The 20,471-nt window shown below is 73.1% G+C and carries 16 protein-coding genes; 3 read left to right on the top strand and 13 right to left on the bottom strand.

Features of this window, described 5'->3' with window-relative positions; all coding sequences use genetic code 11:
- Positions 1–97 precede the first annotated feature (97 nt).
- On the top strand, positions 98–2,416 hold the full coding sequence (gene katG / locus ACLBYE_RS12070) for a catalase/peroxidase HPI (protein ID WP_447694385.1): 2,319 nt from the start codon (positions 98–100) through the stop codon (positions 2,414–2,416).
- Between the two features lie 61 nt (positions 2,417–2,477).
- On the opposite strand, the gene ACLBYE_RS12065 is transcribed toward katG, so the two are convergent.
- From ACLBYE_RS12065 to ACLBYE_RS12035, 7 genes are all read right to left on the bottom strand, one after another.
- A complete protein-coding gene (locus ACLBYE_RS12065; RefSeq protein ID WP_447694384.1) occupies positions 2,478–3,632 on the bottom strand; it encodes a M20 aminoacylase family protein in 1,155 nt (384 codons plus the stop codon).
- Positions 3,633–3,710: 78 nt separating this feature from the next.
- The gene (locus ACLBYE_RS12060; protein WP_447694383.1) at positions 3,711–5,075 is read right to left on the bottom strand and encodes a DUF3100 domain-containing protein; all 1,365 of its coding nucleotides are present in this window, start codon (positions 5,073–5,075) and stop codon (positions 3,711–3,713) included.
- A gap of 333 nt (positions 5,076–5,408) precedes the next feature.
- The gene (locus ACLBYE_RS12055; protein WP_447694382.1) at positions 5,409–6,947 is read right to left on the bottom strand and encodes an aldehyde dehydrogenase family protein; all 1,539 of its coding nucleotides are present in this window, start codon (positions 6,945–6,947) and stop codon (positions 5,409–5,411) included.
- Complete coding sequence (locus ACLBYE_RS12050) at positions 6,947–7,831, bottom strand: NAD(P)-dependent oxidoreductase (RefSeq protein WP_447694381.1); 885 nt, start codon at positions 7,829–7,831, stop codon at positions 6,947–6,949. Before ACLBYE_RS12050 ends, ACLBYE_RS12055 begins: the two co-directional genes overlap by 1 nt.
- A gap of 101 nt (positions 7,832–7,932) precedes the next feature.
- On the bottom strand, positions 7,933–8,775 hold the full coding sequence (locus tag ACLBYE_RS12045) for a LysR substrate-binding domain-containing protein (RefSeq protein WP_447694380.1): 843 nt from the start codon (positions 8,773–8,775) through the stop codon (positions 7,933–7,935).
- A gap of 156 nt (positions 8,776–8,931) precedes the next feature.
- On the bottom strand, positions 8,932–10,170 hold the full coding sequence (locus ACLBYE_RS12040; protein ID WP_447694379.1) for an amidohydrolase: 1,239 nt from the start codon (positions 10,168–10,170) through the stop codon (positions 8,932–8,934).
- A gap of 12 nt (positions 10,171–10,182) precedes the next feature.
- On the bottom strand, positions 10,183–10,632 hold the full coding sequence (locus tag ACLBYE_RS12035) for an Lrp/AsnC family transcriptional regulator (protein ID WP_192710968.1): 450 nt from the start codon (positions 10,630–10,632) through the stop codon (positions 10,183–10,185).
- A gap of 147 nt (positions 10,633–10,779) precedes the next feature.
- Here ACLBYE_RS12035 and alr point away from each other — a divergent pair, with 147 nt between their 5' ends.
- Together alr and ACLBYE_RS12025 are read left to right on the top strand one after the other, a co-directional pair.
- Positions 10,780–11,913, top strand: coding sequence for an alanine racemase (gene alr, locus ACLBYE_RS12030; protein ID WP_447694378.1), 1,134 nt, complete (start codon positions 10,780–10,782; stop codon positions 11,911–11,913).
- An 8-nt stretch (positions 11,914–11,921) separates the two neighbouring features.
- Positions 11,922–13,181, top strand: coding sequence for a D-amino acid dehydrogenase (locus ACLBYE_RS12025; RefSeq protein ID WP_091977935.1), 1,260 nt, complete (start codon positions 11,922–11,924; stop codon positions 13,179–13,181).
- A gap of 711 nt (positions 13,182–13,892) precedes the next feature.
- Here the strand turns inward: ACLBYE_RS12025 and ACLBYE_RS12020 are convergent.
- The 6 genes from ACLBYE_RS12020 to ACLBYE_RS11995 form a co-directional block, all read right to left on the bottom strand.
- On the bottom strand, positions 13,893–14,978 hold the full coding sequence (locus ACLBYE_RS12020; RefSeq protein ID WP_447694377.1) for a protein-glutamate methylesterase/protein-glutamine glutaminase: 1,086 nt from the start codon (positions 14,976–14,978) through the stop codon (positions 13,893–13,895).
- A complete protein-coding gene (locus ACLBYE_RS12015; RefSeq protein WP_447694376.1) occupies positions 14,975–15,823 on the bottom strand; it encodes a CheR family methyltransferase in 849 nt (282 codons plus the stop codon). The genes ACLBYE_RS12020 and ACLBYE_RS12015 overlap by 4 nt, the downstream gene beginning before the upstream one ends.
- A gap of 13 nt (positions 15,824–15,836) precedes the next feature.
- Positions 15,837–16,310 carry a chemotaxis protein CheW gene (locus ACLBYE_RS12010; protein WP_026604606.1) on the bottom strand — a complete coding sequence of 158 codons (474 nt, stop codon included), beginning with the start codon at positions 16,308–16,310 and terminating at the stop codon, positions 15,837–15,839.
- Positions 16,311–16,425: 115 nt separating this feature from the next.
- On the bottom strand, positions 16,426–18,615 hold the full coding sequence (locus ACLBYE_RS12005) for a HAMP domain-containing methyl-accepting chemotaxis protein (protein ID WP_447694375.1): 2,190 nt from the start codon (positions 18,613–18,615) through the stop codon (positions 16,426–16,428).
- Between the two features lie 63 nt (positions 18,616–18,678).
- The gene (locus tag ACLBYE_RS12000; RefSeq protein ID WP_447694374.1) at positions 18,679–19,188 is read right to left on the bottom strand and encodes a chemotaxis protein CheW; all 510 of its coding nucleotides are present in this window, start codon (positions 19,186–19,188) and stop codon (positions 18,679–18,681) included.
- A partial coding sequence (locus tag ACLBYE_RS11995; RefSeq protein ID WP_447694373.1) for a chemotaxis protein CheA occupies positions 19,188–20,471 on the bottom strand: 1,284 nt, incomplete at its 5' end. The genes ACLBYE_RS12000 and ACLBYE_RS11995, both read right to left, overlap by 1 nt.

The following is a 20,471-nucleotide window of genomic DNA, read 5'->3' as shown; positions in this document are numbered from 1 at the left end:
AATGTCCCGAGGGTTCGGACCGCTGCACCGTCCCGTCCCCGTCGCCCTCCGGGCGCGGGGCCGTCCACGGCGACTCAACACCTAGGGGGACCACCCGATGAGCGAGACGATCGACAAGACGGACACGACGTCGTTTCACATGGCAGGCCAGTGTCCGTTCGGCGGCGACCGGATCGGCGGCGCCCACGGCAACCGGCCGACGCTGGAGAACTGGTATCCTCATCGCCTGCGGGTGGAGGTGCTCCACCAGAACGGGCTGGCGGCCGATCCCCTCGGCCCGGATTTCGACTACGCGGCCGAGTTCGCCAAGATCGACTTCGACGCGCTCAAGCGCGACATCAAGCAGTTCCTGACCTCATCGGTGGAGTGGTGGCCGTCCGACTACGGCAATTACGGCCCGCAGATGATCCGCATGGCCTGGCACTCGGCCGGCACCTACCGGATCGCCGACGGGCGCGGCGGCGCCGGCACCGGCATGCAGCGCTTCGCCCCGATCTCGAGCTGGTGGGACAACGGCAACACCGACAAGTCGCGGCGCCTCCTGCAGCCGATCAAGCACAAGTACGGCAACGCCCTGTCGTGGGCCGACCTGATGGTGCTCACCGGCAACTGCGCCCTCGAGATCATGGGCCTGCCGACCTACGGCTTCGCCGCCGGCCGCCTCGACGCCTGGGAGGCGGACGACGCCACCTACTGGGGACCGGAGGTCGTCGAGATGGGCTCGGTCTCGAGCTTCGACGACATGGTCAACCGCGACAAGCGCTGGCGGGGCAAGAACGGCGACGCCGACTACGACCTCGAGAACCCGCTGGCCGCCTCGCACCAGGCGCTGATCTACGTGAACCCGGAGGGCCCCTACGCCAGCGGCGATCCGCTGGCCTCCGCGCGCGACATCCGGATCACCTTCACCCGCATGGCGATGAACGACGAGGAGACCGTGGCGCTGATCGCCGGCGGCCACGCCTTCGGCAAGAGCCACGGCATGGTGCCGGCCAAGGAGATCGGGCCGCCGCCCGAGATGGCGCCGATGGAGGCGATGGGGCTGGGCTGGCACAACCCGAAGGGCACGGGCTCCGGCAAGGACACGATGACCAACGGCATCGAGGGCAGCTGGACCCCGGATCCGACGAAGTGGGACAACGCCTACCTGGAGAACCTCTTCAAGTTCGAGTGGGAGCAGACCAAGAGCCCGGCGGGCGCCCTCCAGTGGACGCCGAAGGATCCCGCCGCGCCGAGGACGCCGGACGCCCACGTCGCGGGGCAGATGCACCCGCTGATGATGATGACGTCCGACATCGCCCTGAAGGTCGATCCCGACTACCGGAAGGTCTGCGAGAAGTTCCTCAACGACTTCGACGCCTTCACCCAGGCCTTCTCCAAGGCGTGGTACAAGCTCACCCACCGCGACATGGGTCCGAAGCACCGCTACCTCGGCCCCGAGGTCGTGATCGAGGACGGGCTCCTGTGGCAGGATCCGCTGCCCGAGCGGGACTACGACCTCGTCGGCGAGGCGGAGATCGCCGCGCTGAAGCAGGCGATCTCCGGCACGGGCCTGTCGGTCTCGGATCTCGCCTTCACGGCCTTCTCGGCGGCCTCGACCTACCGCGACAGCGACAAGCGCGGCGGGGCCAACGGCAGCCGCCTCGCCCTCGCGCCCCAGAAGGACTGGGCCGTCAACCGGCGGGCCGCGCCCGTGGTCGAGGCCCTGCGCGGCGTGATGACGGCCTTCAACGGCGGCCGCAGCGACGGCAAGAAGATCTCGCTGGCGGACCTGATCGTGCTGGGCGGCTGCGTCGCCGTGGAGAAGGCGGCCCGCGATGCCGGGGTTGAGACGCCGGTCCCGTTCACGCCGGGCCGGGTGGACACGACCCAGGCGCTCACCGACCTCGAGATGTTCGAGTGGCTGAAGCCGGTGGTGGACGGGTTCCGCAACTACGTCGACGACGGCTTCGGGCAGATGACGCGCAGCGTCTCGCCGGAGGAGATGTTCCTCGACAAGGCCAACCTGCTGACGCTGACGGCCCCGGAATGGACCGTCCTGACCGGCGGCCTGCGCGCGCTCAACGCCAACCACGACGGGTCGAGCCGGGGCGTCCTGACCGACCGGGTCGGGGTGCTGACGACCGACTTCTTCCGCAACCTGACCGACGTCGACCTGGTCTGGGAGAAAGCGGATCCGGACGGGATGACCTTCGCGCTCAAGGACCGCGCGAGCGGGCAGACGAAGTTCGAGGCGACCCGCAGCGACCTCGTCTTCGGGTCGAACGCGCAGCTCCGGTCCATCGCCGACGCCTACGCGGGCAGCGACGGCCAGCGGCGCTTCGTGGCGGACTTCGTCAAGGCCTGGGACAAGGTCATGATGCTCGACCGCTTCGACGTGAAGGGTCACCGGCGCTACGGGCCGATGGCGGCCTGAGACCCGCCGTCGGGACCGCCCGCGCCTCCGGCGCGGGCGGTCTTTCAGGGTGCGCGCCGCGTCACGACCTGAGGCTGTGCGCCCCCAGCGCGGCCCAGTAGGCGGCGCCGACCGGCAGGGCCTCGTCGTTGAAGTCGTAGCCCGGATTGTGGAGCGGCAGGCTCTTGCGCGTCCCGTCGGTCCCGATCCACGCGTAGGCGCCGGGGCAGGCCTCGAGCATGTAGGCGAAATCCTCCGACGCCATGGAGGGTCCGACCTCGCCCCGGCGCGCGGTGATGTCCGGGACGGCCCCGGCCGCCTCCAGGGCGGTGCCGACGGCGTCGGCGGTGTTGACGGTGGCGGGGTATCCGAACCGGTAGTCGACCTCCGCGCGGGCGCCGTGCGTGGCGGCCGTCCCGCCCGCGATCGCCTCGACGAGCTCGGCCACGCGCTTGCGCACGGCCTCGTCCAGGCAGCGGACCGTGCCGCGGATGAAAGCGCGCTCGGGGATGACGTTGTAGGCGTCGCCGCCGTGGATCTGCGTGACGCTGAGCACGACCGGGTCCGTGGGGGCGATCCGGCGGCTCACGATGGTCTGCAGGGCGAGGACGATCTCGGAGGCGACCACCAGCGTGTCGGTGCCGCGCTCCGGCATGGCCGCGTGGGTGCCGAACCCGGCGACCGCGATCTCGAACGTGTCCAGGGAGGCCATGATGGCGCCGACCCGGGTCGCGAAGGTCCCGAGCGGCAGGCCCGGCCAGTTGTGCAGGCCGTAGACGGAATCGCACGGGAACAGCCGGAACAGGCCGTCCTCGACCATGGCGCGCCCGCCGCCCTCGCACTCCTCCGCCGGCTGGAAGATGAAGTGGACCGTCCCGGACAGGTCGGTGCGCGACGCGAGGTGCCGCGCCGCGCCGAGCAGCATCGCCACGTGGCCGTCATGGCCGCAGGCATGCATCACGCCGGGCGTCCGGGACGCGTGAGCGGCACCCGTCGCCTCCTGGATCGGCAGGGCGTCCATGTCGGCGCGCAGGCCGATGGTCGGGCCGTCGCCCCGGCTCAGGGTCCCGACCACGCCGGTGCGCCCGAGCCCGGTCTTCACCGACAGGCCGCAGGCGGCCAGTTCCCGGGCGACGAGATCCGCCGTGCGGACCTCCTGGAAGGCCAGCTCGGGATGGGCGTGCAGGTCGCGCCGCCACGCGACCATCCGCTCCACGGTCTCCGCCTCGATGCGCATGCGATCTCTCTCAGATACGGGAGGCTGCCGGAGCGCCTCGATCCCCCGCCCGGACCCTACGCCGATCGGCGCGGCGGTTCACCCCAGCGGCGGGTGCATGAAGAACTGCGCGATGAGGGCCGCGCCGAGGAAGGTCCCGGCATTGGCCATGAACGAGACCACGACGATCCGCCAGCCGAGGCGGCGGAAGGCGGGCACGTCCTTGGCGACCGAGAGCCCCGCGAAGGTCAGGATCGGCGTGGCCAGCGCCAGGAAGTTGAGCTTGCCGGTCAGGGCCGCGATCTCGGCCGCGTAGGGCGTCCCGGGATAGGTCAGCGCCATGCCGATGATCGACACCCACAGGACGGCGGGCAGGCGCCGGCCGAGGAGCAGGTAGAGGCCCCAGCCGGCGAGCACGGTGCCGATGATGATCGCCATCCCGGCCACGACGCTCGCGTCGGGGACGATCCCATAGGTCAGCCAGTTGCCGATGAGCCCGTAGGCGCCGATCAGGATCCAGGCGAGCACGGTCTCGCCGAGGCCGATCCGCACCTCCTGATGAGCCGGCGCGGCGTCCTGCGGCTCGGCGGCCGCCGGGCGGGCGGCGTCCGGCCGGTTGCGGCCGAGGATCGGCTCCAGCTTGCCGTAGGCCCAGATCGTGAAGGGCAGCGACAGGAACAGGGTGAAGTACGTGCCGATCGTGGTGGTGACGAGGTTGCTGGCCGCCGCGAAGGTGGCGACGTCCTTGGCGACCTCCGGCGTCTGCTGGGCCGCGATCGCCCCCGAGGCGGCGGCCATCATGCTGCCGGAGCCGACGCCGGCCCCCATCGCCAGCGCCAGCGGGTTGAAGATGCCGAGGCTGGCGATCAGCCCGGCCAGCAGGGCGATGAACACCGCGCCGAACACCGTGCCGGTCAGGTACTCGGCCAGCACGCCGCGCCCCTCCGGCGAGTCCATGCCGTAGCGCTCGCCGATGATGGCGAGGCTGGGCTCGCGGCCCACCGAGAAGGTCGCGCCGATCGCCTCGCGCTTGATGCCGAGCAGGAGCGCCACCGGCAGGCCGAACACCATCGTGCCGAAGAAGTGGCCGAATTCCTGGAAGGCCAGGGCCCAGCCCGAGGCGAGGATCTTCGGCAGCGACCCGCCGACCAGCAGGCCGAGCTTGGCGATGAAGATCAGGAGCGCGGGCTGCAGGTAGGCGCCGGCCGCGTTCTGCAGGGCGCCCGACAGCCGCAGCGGCGCGGGCAGGCGCGGGCTCATCAGCCCCAGCGCGCCGCCCAGCAGCAGGGCCCAGAGCAGCGGGAGCAGCACGATCTTGCCGGCGCCCACCGGAATGCTGACGTTGCCGATCGCCTCCGCGATGACGACGATGACGAGGGCGAGCAGGAACAGCGTCAGCTTACCCCCGCCCGAGACGGGCGGCGCGACCGGCCGCGTGTTCGTCGCAAACAGTTCCCCCGCCATCATCATCCTCCTTGGCCCCCTTGGGGGCTCCCCGTTGCTCTGCGTGCCGGTCTTGATCGCCGGCTTGTCGGTGGATCGCTGCGCGGACGACGCCGAGGGGCGTGCCCGAGCCGGATGGAGCGCGAGTCCCCTCTCCCGTGCGGGAGAGGGACAGGGTGAGGGATCCAGGTCTTTCCGGATGAGGCGTGACCTGTACCCGCCGCGATGGTGCGCTCGATTCTGAACCTTCTCGACCCTCACCCCGACCCTCTCCCGCACGGGAGAGGGGGACCGTCGCGCTGTCGGAACCCGCGCCGCGCCCGTCAGTCTGTCGGTCCGCGGTCGGGCACAGCGCTAGCCCACGTAGCCGAAGGTCACGGCCGGCGCGGCGGCGGTCTCGACCCAGACGCTCTTGGTCTGGGTGTAGGCCATCAGCGCCTCGCGGCCGGAGGAGCGGCCGAAGCCCGAGCGGCCGAAGCCGCCGAAGGGCGAGGCCACGTTGATGGTCTTGTAGCCGTTCACCCAGACGGTGCCGGCCCGCAAGGCCGCCGCGACCCGGTGGCCGCGCCCGCCGTCGCCGGTCCAGACCGCGCCGGCGAGGCCGTAGGGCGTGCCGTTGGCCAGCGCGACCGCCTCGTCCTCGCCGTCGAACGGCAGGACCGTGAGAACCGGGCCGAACACCTCCTCCCGGGCGATCACCGCGTCCGGCGCGACGCCGTCCACGATGGTCGGGCCGTAGTAGAAGCCGCCCGTGTCGCGCAAGGCGGCGGGGCAGGCCCCGCCCGCCGCGATGGTCGCGCCGGCCCCCGCGGCGGCCTCGACCATGCCGGCGATCTTGTCCCGCTGCCGCCGGTTGTTGATCGGGCCGATCTGCGTCTCCGGGTCGGTCGGGACGCCCACCGGGATGCGCGCGGCGGCGCGCGACAGGCGCTCGACGAAGGACGCGTGGATCGAGCGGTGCACGAGGAGCCGGGAGCCCGCCACGCAGCTCTGGCCGGCGCCGCCGAAGATCGCGGCCTGCGCGCCGATCAGCGCCCGGTCGAGGTCGGCGTCGGCGAACACGATGTTGGCCGACTTGCCGCCGAGCTCCAGCACGCTCGGCACGACGGCGCGGGCCGCCGCGGCGGCGATCTGCGCGCCCGCCTCGGCCGAGCCCACGAACACGACCAGCCGTGTCTCGGGATGGGCGACCGCCGCGGCGCCGGTGGTTGGGCCGGCGCCCGCCAGCACCGAGACGAGGCCGCGGGGCATCCCCTCGGCGCGGTCGCAGAGCAGGCCCAGCGCCAGCGAGGTCAGGGGCGTCAGCTCGGAGGGCTTCAGCACCACCGCGTTGCCGGCGCAGAGCGCCGGCGCGATCTGCCAGCCCGCGGTGAAGATCGGCGCGTTCCAGGGGGTGATCTGCACCACGGTGCCGAAGGGCTCGTGGCGGGTGTAGTTCAGGTGCGAGGTCGGGACCGGGATGACGTCGCCGTGCAGCTTGTCGCACCAGCCGGCGTAGTACTCGAACATCTCGGCGACCTTGGCGACCTCGCCGCGGGTGTCGCGGATCGGCTTGCCGGCCGAGAGGGTCTCCAACTCGGCGAGCGCGCCGGCGTGCTGCCGGACCAGGGCGGCGACCGCCCACAGCGCGCGGCCGCGGGCGGCGGCGCTCATCCCCCACCACGCGCGCTGGGCGTCGCTTGCCGCCGCCATGGCGGCCTCGACGACCGGCGGCCCGGCATCGGCGAAGGTCGCGAGCACGCCGCCGTCGGCGGGGTTGGTGAGATCGAGGGCGGCGCCGGTCCCGCCGAGGATCTCGCCGGCCACGACGCTGCCGATGCGGCCGCCCGGCAGCAGGTCGGCCAGGAGGGCGGCGACCCGGTCGGCGGCGGGCGAGTGGGGCGTGCCGGACATCAGTGGGCTCCCTTGGGATCGCGGTAATCGGCCATGCGGGTGAAGTCGGCCGTGTCGGGGATGGCGGCCTGCGTCGCCTGCCAGATCCGCTTCACCTCGGCGGAGAGCGGCAGGTCGATCCCGCATTCGGCGGCGAGTTCGAGGGCGAGGCGCACGTCCTTGCGCATCAGGCCGGCCGAGAAGCCGCTGTCGAAGGTGCCGGACTGGACCCAGCGCGGGACCATGACCTCGCTGATCGCGCTGCGGCCGGTGGCGGTGTTGACGACCTTGACGGCCTCCTCGGCCGAGAGGCCCGCCGCCTCGGACAGGCGCAGGGCCTCGCCGGTGGTCACGAGATGGGCCGCCACCAGCAGGTTGTTGACGAGCTTGACGATGTTGCCGGCGCCCGAGGGCCCGACATGCGGCGCCCGGGCCGACATGGCCTCCAGGACCGGACGGGCCAGCTCGTAATCCGCCGCCGCCCCGCCGATCATCATGGTCAGGGTGCCCTCGGCGGCGCCGGACGGGCCGCCGCTCACCGGCGCGTCGAGGAGCGCGTGACCGGCCGCGGCGAGGCGCTCGGCGAGGCGCCGGGTCGTGCCGGGATCCGAGGTCGAGGTGTCGATCACCACCACCTTCCGGTCGGTCCGGGACAGGAGGCCGCCCTCCGCGGTGACCACCGCCTCCACGTCCCGCGCCAGCGGCAGCGAGAAGACCAGGGCGTCGGCCCGGCCGAGCACGTCGTTGAGGGCGTCGACCGTCGTCACGCCGGCCGCCTCGGCGGCGGGGCGCCGGGCCGGACTGAGGTCGTAGCCCAGGACCGCGAAGCCCTTGCGGGCCAGGGTCGCGGCCATGCCCAGACCCATGTTGCCGAGCCCGACGACGCCTACCGTTGCGATGGTCATGCCGATCCGTCCTCACGAAGCGGCCCAATCGTTCCGGCAAACGAGCGTTGCGACAACAACCGATTTCTGCACGAAGCGTGCGGAAATTCCGCACGCTCGCGTCACGCCGGCGGCGGTCGGAACGCCACCATGTGGTCGGCCAGCCAGCCGAGCAGCCGCGCCGCGCCCTCCGGCAGGCGCCGCCCCGCGCGGACGACGAGGTGGGCGCTCGCCTCCGACAGGATGGCGTCGCGCAGGGGAACCGCCTCGAGGAGGCCGTCGCGCAGCTCGGCCGCGACCACGAAGCGGGGCAGGAACGCGACGCCCATGGCGGCCATCACGAAGCGGCGGTGCAGCTCGAAGGACGCCGTCTCCAGCCGCGGCACCAGCCGGAATCCACCGTCGGCCTCGACGCGGCCGATCAGCTGCCGGACCCCGTGGTCGGGGGGCAGGAGGGCGGCGGGCTCGGTGGCGAAGCTGCGCAGCGGGACGGGGGCCGCGCCGTCGGCGAGGGGATGCCCCATCGGCAGGATGGCGAGGAGCGGCTGCCGGGCGGAGACGATCCCGCGGACATCCGGGTGCGCGGGCGGGTTGTAGACGAGGCCGATATCCGCGTCCCCCCGGGCGATCGCCGCCAGGATCCCGTCGGTGGTGCCGATCTCGACCTGATAGGCGATGCCCGGATGATCATGGGCGAAGCCGGCGAGGGCGTTGTCGAGGAGGTCGATCAGGAAGCCGGCGCCGCAGCGCAGGCTGACCGTGCCCCGCTGCACCCCGCGCAGGCGCTTCAGCTGGTCCTCCAGCAGGGCCGCCTCGTCGGCCTGCCGCTGCGCGTGCTCGGCGACGAGGCGGCCGGCCTCGGTGGGGACCACGCCCCGGGGCAGGCGCTCGAGCAGGGTCTCGCCGACCTGCGCCTCCAGCTCGATGATCTGCCGGCTCACCGCCGAGGCGGCGACGTTCAGCACCTCGGCGGGCGCCCCGGCCCCGCCCCCCCCCCCCCCGGCCCGCCGGGGGGGCGGCCCGCGGGCCCCCCGCGGGGCCGGCGCCGCACAGCCCCGGGGGGCCCGCCCGGACCGAGCCCGCGCGCACGACGGCCAGCAGGTAGCGCAGCGCGCGGTCGTTCACGGCGGCGGGTCCCCGGCGGCGGCGCGCCGGTCGACCGCGACGGCGCCCCGCGCCACGACGAGCACGGGCTCCTGGCGCTCCGCGATCACCTGCGGCACGCCGCCGGCCGCGAAGGCGATCAGGTCGGCCCGCGCGCCGGGCGCCACCGCGCCCGGACCGAGGCCCAGCACCCGCGCCGGGACGGCGGTGATCGGCGCCAGCAGCGCCGCGAGGTCCGCGTCGGTGCGCAGGTCGAACCGGTAGGCGGCGAGCTGGGCGCGGGCGACCATGCTGGTCACCGTCGCGGGGTTCCAGCAGTCGCGGACGTTGTCGGTGCCGAGGCAGACCGGGACGCCGAGCGCGCGCAGCCGCGGGATCGGCGGGCATCGGGCCCCGCCCGGCACGCTGCTGAGGATCGCGACGCCGGCCCGGTTCAGGGCCTCGGCGATCCGGCCGAGCTCCAGGTCGTCGGCCTCCGCGAGGGCGAAGGCGTGGCTGATCGTGACCTGCCCGCCGAGCCCGGCCGCCTCGGTGCGGGCCGCGATCGCCGCGATCGTGGCGAGGCCGGCCGCGCCGCCCTCGTGGAGATGGATGTCGATGCCCCGTCCGTGCCGCTCGGCCAGGGCGAAGACGATGTCCAGGTGACCGTCGCGGTCTCCGTCGATGCCGACGGGATCGAGGCCGCCGACGAGGTCCGCGCCCATCCGCAGGGCCGCGTCCAGGTCGTCGGCGACCGGCGGGCAGCCCAGGATCCCGCTCTGCGGGAAGGCGACGATCTGGATCTGCAGGCGGTCGGCCCAGCGCGCCCGCAGGTCGAGGATCTGGGCGAGGTGGTCGAGCCGCGTGACGTCGTCGACGTCGACATGGGTCCGCAGGCTCGTCGTGCCGCCGCGGAGCATGCGTTCCAGCAGCGCCTCGGCGCCCTGCTCGGCGAGCGGGATCCGCGTGGCGCGGCGGAACGTCTTCTCGTCGTCGATGATCGCGCGGACGGACCCCGCCGCCGCGTGCGGGCGCCACGGCAGGCCGAGCAGGCACTTGTCGAGGTGGACGTGCCCGTCCGACAGGCCCGGCAGCACCAGGGCGCCGCCGAGATCGATCGTGCGGCCGGCGGGCGGCAGCGGCGCGCCGCGATCCCGCAGAGCCGTCACGCGGTCGCCCCGGATGTCGATGGTCGCCCGGCTTCCCTCGGCGAGCGCGGCGTCGTGGAGGCGCAGGTCGCAGGGGGCGTCCCCGCGCGGTTCGGTGCTCGGCGTCATGGCGGGGCTTCCTCAGAGCGGCCGGCCGGCGGCCACGACGGTCCGGATCGCGAAGCTCGACTGCAGCCGGGCGACCCCCGGCAGGCGCGACAGAACATCCTTGTGCAGCCGCTCGTAGTCGGCCGCGTCGATCACCTTGAGCTTCACGAGGTAATCGGCCGTGCCGGTCATCAGATAGCAATCCTGCACCTCGGGACAGCGCCGGACGGCCGCCTCGAACCGGTTGAGATAGTCCTCGGTCTGTCGGTCCAGGGTGAACTGCGTGAGGACCACGAGGCCCGGCCCGTCGACCGCGCCGCCGATCAGCGCCGTGTAGCCCCGGATGACGCCGGATTCCTCCAGCAGCCGCACGCGGCGATGGCAGGCGGACGCCGACAGGCCGACCGCCGCGGCGAGATCCGCGTTGCTGATCCGGCCGTCGCCGCGCAGGGCCTGGATGATGCGGCGGTCGATCGCGTCCACGCGCGCCTCGCAGGATCTTCGAACTGACCGCAGATCTTTTCACGGCCAAGCTCAAAACTCAAATCTCTTCGACAGGATGCACGCTCGTTCGACGATCCTTCGTGTAGCCTTCCGGCACTGCATCCGAGCGCCGTTCCGAGGGCCGCCATGAGCATGATCGACCGCGAGCTCCGGCCCGATGCGGGCCCGGCCGGGACGGCCTCCGCCCTCCTCACGATCGATCTGGCGGCCATCGCGGAGAATTACCGCCTGCTCGCCGCGCGAGCCGGGACGGCCGCCTGCGCGGCCGTCGTCAAGGCGGACGCCTACGGGCTCGGCGCCGACCGGGTCGCGCCGGTCCTGGCCGCCGCGGGCTGCCGGCACTTCTTCGTCGCCCAGGTCGGCGAGGGCGTCGCCCTCCGGTCCATCCTCGGGCCCGGCGCGGTGATCGCCGTGCTGAACGGCGCCGCCCCGGGCAGCGAGGCGACCTGCGCGGACCACGACCTCGTGCCCGTCCTCAACGACCTGTCCCAGCTCGGCGGCTGGCAGGGCCTGGCCCGGCGGCGCGCGCGGCGCCTGCCGGCGATCCTCCAGGTCGATACCGGCATGGCACGCTTCGGCCTCGCCCCGGACGAGGTCGGCGCGCTCCTCGACCGGCCGGACGCCCTCGCGGGCCTCGACCTGCGGCTGGTGATGAGCCACCTCGCCTGCGCGGGCGAGCCGGACAGCCCGGTCAACGCGGCGCAGCTCTCCGTCTTCCGGGCGGTCCGGCAGCGCCTGCCCGCGGTGCCGGCGAGCCTCGCGGCCTCGTCGGGGATCTTCCTCGGTCCGGACTTCCACTTCGACATGGTGCGCCCCGGCGCCGCGCTTTACGGCATCGCCCCTCAGGAGGGCGCGCAGAACCCGATGCGGCCGGTGATCGGGCTGCGGGCCCGGGTGATGCAGACGCGCAGCGTCGCGGCGGGGACACCGGTCGGCTACGGGCACGCGGCGACCGTCGCCCGGGACAGCCGCCTCGCCACGGTCGCGATCGGCTACGCGGACGGGTTCTTCCGCAGCAATGCGGGCGGCGCGGCGTGGTGCGGCGGCGCCCGGCTGCCCGTGGTCGGGCGCGTCTCGATGGACAGCCTCGTCCTCGACGTCACCGACGTGGCGCCCGGCACCCTCGGGCCGGGGGCGCTCGTCGACATCGTCGGGCCGGAGCGCGACGTCGACGCCGTCGCGGCCGCGGCCGGCACGATCGGCTACGAGGTCCTGACGAACCTCGGCCACCGCTTCCACCGCATCTATCTCGGAGCCTGAGGCCCGCCATGCACGTCCTGATCCTCGGCGGCGGCGTCGTCGGCGTCACCTCGGCCTACTACCTCGCCCGGGCCGGCCATCAGGTCACCGTGCTGGAGCGCCAGCCGGGCTCCGGCCTGGAGACCAGCTTCGCCAATGCCGGTCAGGTCTCGCCCGGCTACTCGGCCCCCTGGGCGGCGCCCGGGATCCCCGTGAAGGCGCTCAAGTGGCTGATGATGCGGCACCGGCCCCTGGTGCTGTGGCCGCGGCTCGAGCCCCGCCTCTACGCGTGGCTCACGCGCATGCTCGCGAACTGCACCGAGGAGGCCTACCAGCGGAACAAGGGCCGCATGGTCCGGCTCGCCGAGTACAGCCGCGACGCGCTGCGCGACCTGCGCACCGAGACCGGCATCGCCTACGACCATCGGGAGAAGGGCACGCTGCAGCTCTTCCGGACGCAGAAGCAGCTCGACCATGTCGGCGACGACACCCGCGTCCTCGACGCCTACGGCGTGCCCTACACGGTGCTGGACCCGGCCGGCTGCGTCAGTGCCGAGCCGGCGCTCGCCGCCGTGCGCGACGTCTTCGTCGGCGGCCTGCGGCTTCCGGGCGACGAGACCGGCGACGCCCACCTGTTCACGCAGCGCCTCGCCGCGATCTGCGAGGGCCTCGGCGTGACCTTCCGCTACCGCACGGCGATCGCGCGCCTGCACCACGCCGGGGACCGGGTTACGGCGGTCGAGACCGCCGACGGCGACCTCCTGCGGGCGGATGCCTACGTCGCGGCGCTGGGCAGCTACACGCCGGCCCTGCTGCGCCCCCTCGGGATCGCCCTGCCGGTCTACCCGGTGAAGGGCTACTCGCTCACGCTCCCCATCACCGATCCGGCGGCCGCGCCGGTCTCGACGGTGATGGACGAGACCTACAAGGTCGCGATCACCCGGCTCGGCGACCGCATCCGCGTCGGCGGCACCGCCGAGCTCGCCGGGTTCAGCAGCGCCCTGCGCCTGCCGCGCCGCGAGACCCTCGCGCGCTCGGTGCAGGACCTGTTTCCGGCCGGTGGCGACCTCGACCGAGCCGCCTTCTGGACCGGCCTGCGGCCGATGACGCCGGACGGCACGCCGATCGTCGGCGGCACGCGGGTCGGGAACCTATTCACCAACACCGGTCACGGCACGCTGGGCTGGACGATGGCCTGCGGCTCGGGCCGCCTGCTCGCCGACCTCGTGTCCGGACGGGCCCCCGAGATCGCGAGCGACGATCTGGCCCTCGACCGCTACGCCGCGTGAGCCGGCCGGCCGGGTCGGCACCGACGGGTCCGACACCCCGTCGCTCGGTCACTGAACCGCCGTCGCGCTGCGCTGCGCGTGCCGTGGCGCACCAGCACAACTCTGCCCAGTATCGCACCGAAGGCGATCCGACCGTGCGTTGAGCAAGACTCCGGGAATCGCCGTGAGTCGCCGTCGGCACCGCGCACAGTCATTCATTATTCAACGCGATACGACCACCGGTTGATTACATGACGTTCATGACGTGCGGATTCGCATGATCGTCGGATGACTTCCGACAGGCCCGGCAACCCATCGCAGCGTGTCGAGTTGAGGACCTGAACGAACCATATCCGGGTGCGCAGATGAGTTTCATCGTCGTACAGGGCCAGGACGATCACGAGCAGGCAGACGCCGTTCTCCGGGGCGTCGCCGACGGGCTGGCCCGCCTGTTCCGCGTGCCCGACCATCCGCCCGGCGTTCAGGACCTGCTGGATTCCGGGACACGGGACGCGGGTGACCGTCCCGGGCAGGTCGCCCAGCGCGGCGCGCGGCGCGGCGGGAGCACGGGGCTTCCCGGAGCCCGGCCGGTGAAGGCGGGCCCCCGCGGGACGCGGCGCGGCGCTGCGCAACCGTCCGGCCGCGCGCGCGGACGCCGGGCGAAGGCGGAGGCGCAGCCCGGGCAACGCGACCAGTCCTAAACCTGACTCGGCCCCGGCGCCCACCCCGGCCTCAGCGCGCCGCGGGCAGGCCGAAGCGCCGGATCTCCAGGTGCATCTGCTCCAGCGGCAGGATCTTGGCGGCCGCACCGCGGTCGATCGCCTCCTTGGGCATCCCGAACACGACGCAGCTCGCCTCGTCCTGGGCGACCGTCTGCGCCCCGGCGCGACGCATCTCCAGCAGGCCGTTGGCGCCGTCGTCGCCCATGCCGGTCAGCAGGATGCCGAGCGCGTTCGCGGCCGCGGCCCGGGCGGCCGAGCGGAACAGGACGTCGACCGACGGGCGGTGGCGCGCGACGAGGGGACCGTCCTTCACCGACACCGCGTAGCTGCCGCCCCGGCGCTCGACCATGAGGTGCCGACCGCCCGGGGCGATCAGGGCGCGGCCCCGCACCACGGGATCGCCGTCCTCCGCCTCCTTGACGGCGATCGCGCAGAGGCCGTTCAGGCGCTTGGCGAACGCCGCCGTGAAATGCTCCGGCATGTGCTGCACGACGACGAGGCCGGGGGACTCGGCGGGCAGCACCTCGAGCACGTCGCGCAGCGCCTCCGTGCCGCCCGTCGACGCGCCGATGCAGACGATCCGGTCGGTCCCGGCCACGACGCGCCCGGGCACGGGCGGCGGCAGGACGGCGTCGGCCGAGAGCTTCGCCTCCACCAGGGGCCGGGACGGCCGGCTCCCGCGCAGCTTGGCCCGGGCGGCGGCCCGGACCGCGTCGCAGACCCGGACCGTGGATTCGAGCAGGAACTGGCGGGTGTCGACGCGCGGTTTCGGCAGCACGTCGACGGCGCCCGCCTCCAGCACCTCGAACAGGATCCGGGACCCGGCCTCGGTCAGGGTCGAGCAGACGATCACCGGGAGCGGCTTCTGCGCCATGATCTTGCGCAGGAACGTCAGGCCGTCCATGCGCGGCATCTCGAGATCGAGGATGATGACGTCCGGGATCTCCTCCTGGATGCGGCGCGCCGCGATGAACGGATCGGCGGCGGTGCCCAGGATCTCGATGTCGGGTGCCGTCCCCAGGATGCTGCACAGCGTCTGGCGGACGGAGGCCGAGTCGTCGACGATCAGGACGCGGATCGGTCTGGACGCGCTCACCGGCCGGATTCCCGCAGCTTGCCGAAGACGGTCGAGGAGATCTGGTCGAGGCCGGCCACGCCGACGCCCGCCATGGATTCGGAATGGCCGACGATCAGGTAGCCGCCGGGGCGCAGGTGCCCGGCCAGGCGCGCGACCACCGCCTTCTGGGTCGGCTTGTCGAAGTAGATCAGCACGTTGCGGCAGAAGATGAGGTCGACGTCCCGGTCGATCGGGTAGGTCTCGTCCATCAGGTTGAGCCGCTGGAACCGCACCCGGGCGCGCAGCTCCGGCACGATCCGCCCCTCGCGCCGGGCCGGATCGCGCGCGACCATCACGTAGCGGCGGCGCAGGTCCGGCGGCACCGCGTCGAGCATCTCGGCCGGGTAGATCGCCGTCCGGGCGCGGTCGAGCACCTCCGCGGAGATGTCGGTCCCGAGGATGGCGTAGCGGAACCGGTCGGCGGCCATGTCGTGCAGGACCATCGCCAGCGTGTAGGCCTCGGCCCCGGTCGAGGCCGCCGCGCTCCAGACCTTGAGCAGCGGCCGGTCGCCCCGCGCCGCCAGCCGCGGCACGATCGTCTCGCGCAGCAGGTCGAAATGCGCGGGCTCGCGGAAGAAGTCGGTCTTGTTCGTCGTCACGCAGTCGACGAGGTGCGGGAACTCGTCCGCGAGGTGGCCGGCCTCGAACAGGTGGCGGCCGTAGGCCTCCAGGGTCGGGAGATCGAGGGCGCGCATGCGCTTGCGCAGCCGCCCCTCGACCATGGTGCGCTTGGCCGGCGGGAGCTGGATGCCGGCATGCTGCTGGACGAGGTCGGCGACCGAGCGGAAATGCCGGTCGCTCAGGTGACCCGGATCGGCCTCCATGGTGGCGGATCCCTCAGGCGGCCTGCGGGGTCGCGACCAGGGCCGGGCCGTCGCCGTCCATGAGCGCGACGAGGTCGAACACCACCACGAAGGCCTCGCCCCGGCGGCCGATCCCCGCGATGTAGCGGGCGTTCCAGCGCCCGCCGACCTCGGGCGCCGCCTCCATCTCGGCCCGGTCGAGCTCGGTCACCTCGATCACCCGGTCGGCCACGAACCCGACCCGCAGCGCCCGGCCGGGCATCGGCACGTTGAGCAGGATGATCCGGGTGGCCGGCGTGCGCGCCACCGGCGGCAGGCCGAGCTTGGTCCGCAGGTCCACCACCGGGTAGCTCTGCCCGCGCACGTCGATCATGCCGAGCAGGAAGGCCGGCGCCTGCGGCAGCGCGGCCGGGACCCGGTAGTCGAGGATCTCGTGGACGTGCTCGACGTCGATCCCGAAGGTCTCGGCGCCGAGGCCGAGGGTCAGGTACTGCCACACACTGGACATGCAGGGTCTCCGGCTGGATCGCGGCGCGCGACGGCGGCTCGCGACGGCGGCTCACGACAACGGCGGGATCCGCGCGGGCACGGGCACCGCGCGGATCCGGGCCTCGGGCGAGGTGTCAGGCGACCCGGGAGAAGGCGGCGTCCTGCGCGTCGCCCTCGCCCATGTCGAGGGCGAAGCCGCCCCCGGCCGGGCCGCGCGCGCCCGCCCGCTTCGGGCTCGGGGAGCGGATCGCCGCCGAGGGCGTGCCCATCCGCGCCGCGGTCGCGCGCAGCCGCGTCACCGCCTGATCGACACCGGCCACCGGCGCGGCCGTCTCGCCGATCCGGAAGTAGGCGATCGTCGCCTGCAGCTTCTCGGCCTGGGTGGCCAGCTCCTCGGAGGTGGCCGAGACCTGCTCGGAGGCGCTGGCGTTCTGCTGGGTCACCTTGTCGAGCTGCTGGATCGCCTGGTTGATCTGGCCCGAGCCGACATCCTGCTCGCGGCAGGCGGCGGTGATCTCCTCGACCAGGCTGGCGGTCTTCTTGATGTCGGGCACGAGCTTGCCGAGCATGTCGCCGGCCTGCTGGGCGGCCTTGACGGTGTCGGACGAGAGCGTGCCGATCTCGGCCGCGGCCGCCTGGCTGCGCTCGGCGAGCTTGCGCACCTCGCTGGCGACCACCGCGAACCCGCGACCGTGCTCACCGGCCCGGGCCGCCTCCACGGCGGCGTTGAGCGCCAGCAGGTCGGTCTGGCGGGCGATCTCCTGCACGATGGTGATCTTCTGGGCGATGGTCTGCATGGCCTCGACGGCGCGGCCGACGGCGATGCCGCTCGCCTCGGCGTCCTGGGCCGATTGCCGGGCGATCGTCTCGGTCTGGCTGGCGTTCTCGGCGTTCTGCTTCACGTTGGCGGCCATCTCCTCCATGGAGGCCGAGGCTTCCTCGGTCGACGAGGCCTGCTCGGTCGAACCCTGCGACAGCTGCTCGGCCGAGGCCGAGAGCTCCTGGGACCCCGCCGAGACGTTGCCGGCCGCGGCGGTCGCCTCGGCCACGACGGTGCGCAGCTTCGACAGCATGGTCTGCAGGGCGAGGCCCATCGTGTCCTTGTCGGAGAGCGGCCGGGCCTCCACGGTGAGGTCGCCCTGGGCGATCGCGTTGGCGAGCGCCGCGGTCGCGTTCAGGTTCTCGGTCATGCGGCCCATGGCGCCGACGAGGTCGCCGAGCTCGTCGTTGGTCGTGACCGTCGCGGTCTGGCTCAGGTCGCCCATCGACACCGCGTCGGCCAGCGAGACGGCGCGACCGAGGCCGCGGGAGATCGACAGAGCGAGCCAGGTCGCGATGCCGAGGCCCATGAGGAGCGCGGCCGCCGCCACGCTCAGCAGGATCGTCTGACCCTGGGCGGATTCCGCGGTGGCCTGGGCCGCGGCGTCGTCCATGAACCGCTTCTGCCGCTCCGCCAGCGCCTCGAACGCGTTGATCGCGGCCGTGCTCACCGTCGCGTACTCGCCCGAGGCCAGTTCGGCCGCCTTCACCGAGCTGCCGATCTCGACGAGGGCGAGCGCCCGCTGGAAGGAGGACGCCCAGGTCCCGAACCGCTCGCGGACGGCCGTCACGGCGATTCCCGCCGCCTGGGCCGCCGACCCGAGCTCGTCCACCGACCGGTTGATCTCCTCGCGCGACTGCTTGGCGAGGGCGACGCGCTGCTGGAGCGCCTCGACGCTCGTCGTCCCGGTGGCCGAGGTCAGCTGCCCCCAGGCCCGCTCGACCCGGCTCTTGAACACCGCGGCGACCCGGGCGAGCCGCTCTCCGGCGGGGCTCTGGGCGTCGGTCGCCGTGTTGATCAGGGCGTCGAGGTCCGTGCGCAGGGCGGCCAGCGCCGGGCGACCCGCCGCATTGATCTCGGCCCAGGTCTTCCCGTTGGAATTGTCGCGGGTCAGCTCCAGAGCCCGGTTCCCCAGCGCGCTCTGCTTCTCGTACTTGGCCGACAGGTCCTCGTAGAGCCTCCTGCCCTCGTCGGTCATGAGCAGGGCCTTCACCTTGGCCAGGGACGCCAGGGCGTCACCGTGGTTGGTCGCCGAGCGCTTGGCGAACTCCGTCATCTGCGCCTCGTCCGGGCTGATCAGGGCCCCGCGGACGTTGAACGCGCTGCGGACGGCGTGCGCCTTGCCCTCAAGGACCTGCTTCTGGATCTCGGCGCGGCTCAGGACGTACTTCATCGTCGCGTCGGCGGCCGTGAGCCTCTGGTAGCCGACCCCGCTGGCCGTCCCCAGGAGAACGAGGATCGCGCCGAAGCCGACCCCGAGCTTGGCCTTGATCGAGAAACGCATCGCCCTTTACCCCTACGCAAACACGAGATTCCGACAGGACTTCGGAAAGACTTCGGAAATACTTCAGTTGAGGATCTGCTCGAGCTCGGGGACGATGATGAATTCGTCCCCCGCCTTGACGATCGCGCGGATGTATTCCGGGCGCCAGGTCGTGCCGACGGGCGGCACCGCCTCGCACTGCGCCGGATCGACCTCCGTGACCGCGAACACCTTGTCGGCCACCAGCGCGACGACCACGGGGTCGCCCGCCACCGCCACCTCCAGGACGAGGAAGCGCGTGTCCGGGCTCGCCGACGCCGCCGGCATCCCGAACCGCTCGCGGATGTCGGCCAGAGGCACGACGTTGCCGCGCACGTTCACGATCCGATCGATATGCGGGCGCGCCCCCGCCACCCGCGTGGCCGGGATCGGATCGATGATCTCGCGCACCATCCCGGCCTCCAGCGCGAAGCTCTCCGAGCCGATCCGGAACATCACCACCTGCTGGCCGCCCTGCCGACCGTCCCGCTGACCGCCTTCGGCGGCCGCCTGCGGGCCGGCCTCGACGACTCCGCGCGCCACGCCGCCGCTCATCACGCCACCTCCTGGTACTCGCGCACGCCCTCGGCGCGCCCGCCGCTCACGAGACGGCCGACATCGATGATCAGCGCGGCCGTGCCGTCACCCAGGATCGTCGCCCCGGAGAAGGTCGCCACGTCCGCGTGCAGCTTCGACAGCGACTTGATCACGGTCTGGTGGTTGCCGATGATCTGGTCCGCCACCAGGCCGACCCGCGCCTCACCGGCGGCCACCACGATCACCTTCTGGTGCAGGTCCGGCTCGCCCGCGGCCCCGAACAGGCTGCGCAGCCGCAGGAACGGCACCAGCGCGCCGCGGATGTTGAGGAAGTCCCGCCCGCGGCCGCCGCGCTCGCTGGCGGGCAGCTCGACGCATTCCTCCACCGCGGCCAGCGGGATGACGTAGCGTCCCGCCCCCACCCGGATCAGCAGCCCCTCGATGATCGCGAGCGTCAGCGGCAGGCGCAGCGCCACGCAGGTGCCGCCGCCCGGCTCGGTCGCGATGTCGATCGTGCCGCGCAGGCTCTCGATCGTCTTCTTGACGACGTCCATGCCGACCCCGCGCCCCGACAGGGCCGAGATCTCCTGGGCGGTCGAGAAGCCCGGCGCGAACAGGAACTGATAGATCTGCTGGTCGGTGAGCACCGCGCCCGGCGCGCACAGGCCCTTCTCCTCGGCCTTGGCGCGGATGCGGGCCGCGTCGAGCCCAGCGCCGTCGTCGCGCACGCTCACCAGCACCTGCGCGCCGACATGCTCGGCGGTGAGCGTGATCCGCCCTGTGGCGGCCTTGCCGCCGGCCGCGCGGCGCTCGGGCGCCTCGATGCCGTGGTCGATCGCGTTGCGGATCAGGTGGACGAGCGGGTCGGCCAGGCGCTCGATGACGGTCTTGTCGAGCTCGGTCTCCTCGCCGGCGGTGACGAACTCGACCGGCTTGCCGAGATCGCGCGAGAGGTCGTGGACGAGGCGGCGGAAGCGGCCGAACAGGGCGCCGATGGCGACCATGCGGATGCTCATCGTGGTATCGCGCAGCCGCGCGGACAGGCGCTCGATCTCCTCGGCGATGGCCTTCAGGCCGGGATCGGCATGCAGGCCGGCGAGCTGGCTGAGCCGCGCCTGGGCGATGACCAGCTCGCCGACCCGGTCCATCAGCTCGTCGAGCCGCTCCGCCTCGACCCGGACGCTGCTGGCCGGCCGCTCCTCGGCCCGCCGGGCCGGGACGCGCTCGGCGGCCCGGGCCGCGGGCTCGACCAGTCCCGGCCCGGCCGGTCCGGTCTCGCCGGACGCGCGGGCGGCGAGGCC

The organism is Methylobacterium sp. A52T (assembly GCF_053346095.1).
This window is presented reverse-complemented; position numbering and strand designations above follow the sequence as displayed.

Excerpts from the sequence above, each read along its gene's own strand:
- katG (WP_447694385.1), top strand. The coding sequence starts at position 98 with ATGAGCGAGACGATCGACAAGACGGACACGACGTCGTTTCACATGGCA.
- ACLBYE_RS12065 (WP_447694384.1), bottom strand. The coding sequence starts at position 3,632 with ATGCGCATCGAGGCGGAGACCGTGGAGCGGATGGTCGCGTGGCGGCGC.
- ACLBYE_RS12060 (WP_447694383.1), bottom strand. The coding sequence starts at position 5,075 with ATGGCGGGGGAACTGTTTGCGACGAACACGCGGCCGGTCGCGCCGCCC.
- ACLBYE_RS12055 (WP_447694382.1), bottom strand. The coding sequence starts at position 6,947 with ATGTCCGGCACGCCCCACTCGCCCGCCGCCGACCGGGTCGCCGCCCTC.
- ACLBYE_RS12050 (WP_447694381.1), bottom strand. The coding sequence starts at position 7,831 with ATGACCATCGCAACGGTAGGCGTCGTCGGGCTCGGCAACATGGGTCTG.
- ACLBYE_RS12040 (WP_447694379.1), bottom strand. The coding sequence starts at position 10,170 with ATGACGCCGAGCACCGAACCGCGCGGGGACGCCCCCTGCGACCTGCGC.
- alr (WP_447694378.1), top strand. The coding sequence starts at position 10,780 with ATGAGCATGATCGACCGCGAGCTCCGGCCCGATGCGGGCCCGGCCGGG.
- ACLBYE_RS12025 (WP_091977935.1), top strand. The coding sequence starts at position 11,922 with ATGCACGTCCTGATCCTCGGCGGCGGCGTCGTCGGCGTCACCTCGGCC.
- ACLBYE_RS12015 (WP_447694376.1), bottom strand. The coding sequence starts at position 15,823 with ATGGAGGCCGATCCGGGTCACCTGAGCGACCGGCATTTCCGCTCGGTC.
- ACLBYE_RS12010 (WP_026604606.1), bottom strand. The coding sequence starts at position 16,310 with ATGTCCAGTGTGTGGCAGTACCTGACCCTCGGCCTCGGCGCCGAGACC.
- ACLBYE_RS12005 (WP_447694375.1), bottom strand. The coding sequence starts at position 18,615 with ATGCGTTTCTCGATCAAGGCCAAGCTCGGGGTCGGCTTCGGCGCGATC.
- ACLBYE_RS12000 (WP_447694374.1), bottom strand. The coding sequence starts at position 19,188 with ATGAGCGGCGGCGTGGCGCGCGGAGTCGTCGAGGCCGGCCCGCAGGCG.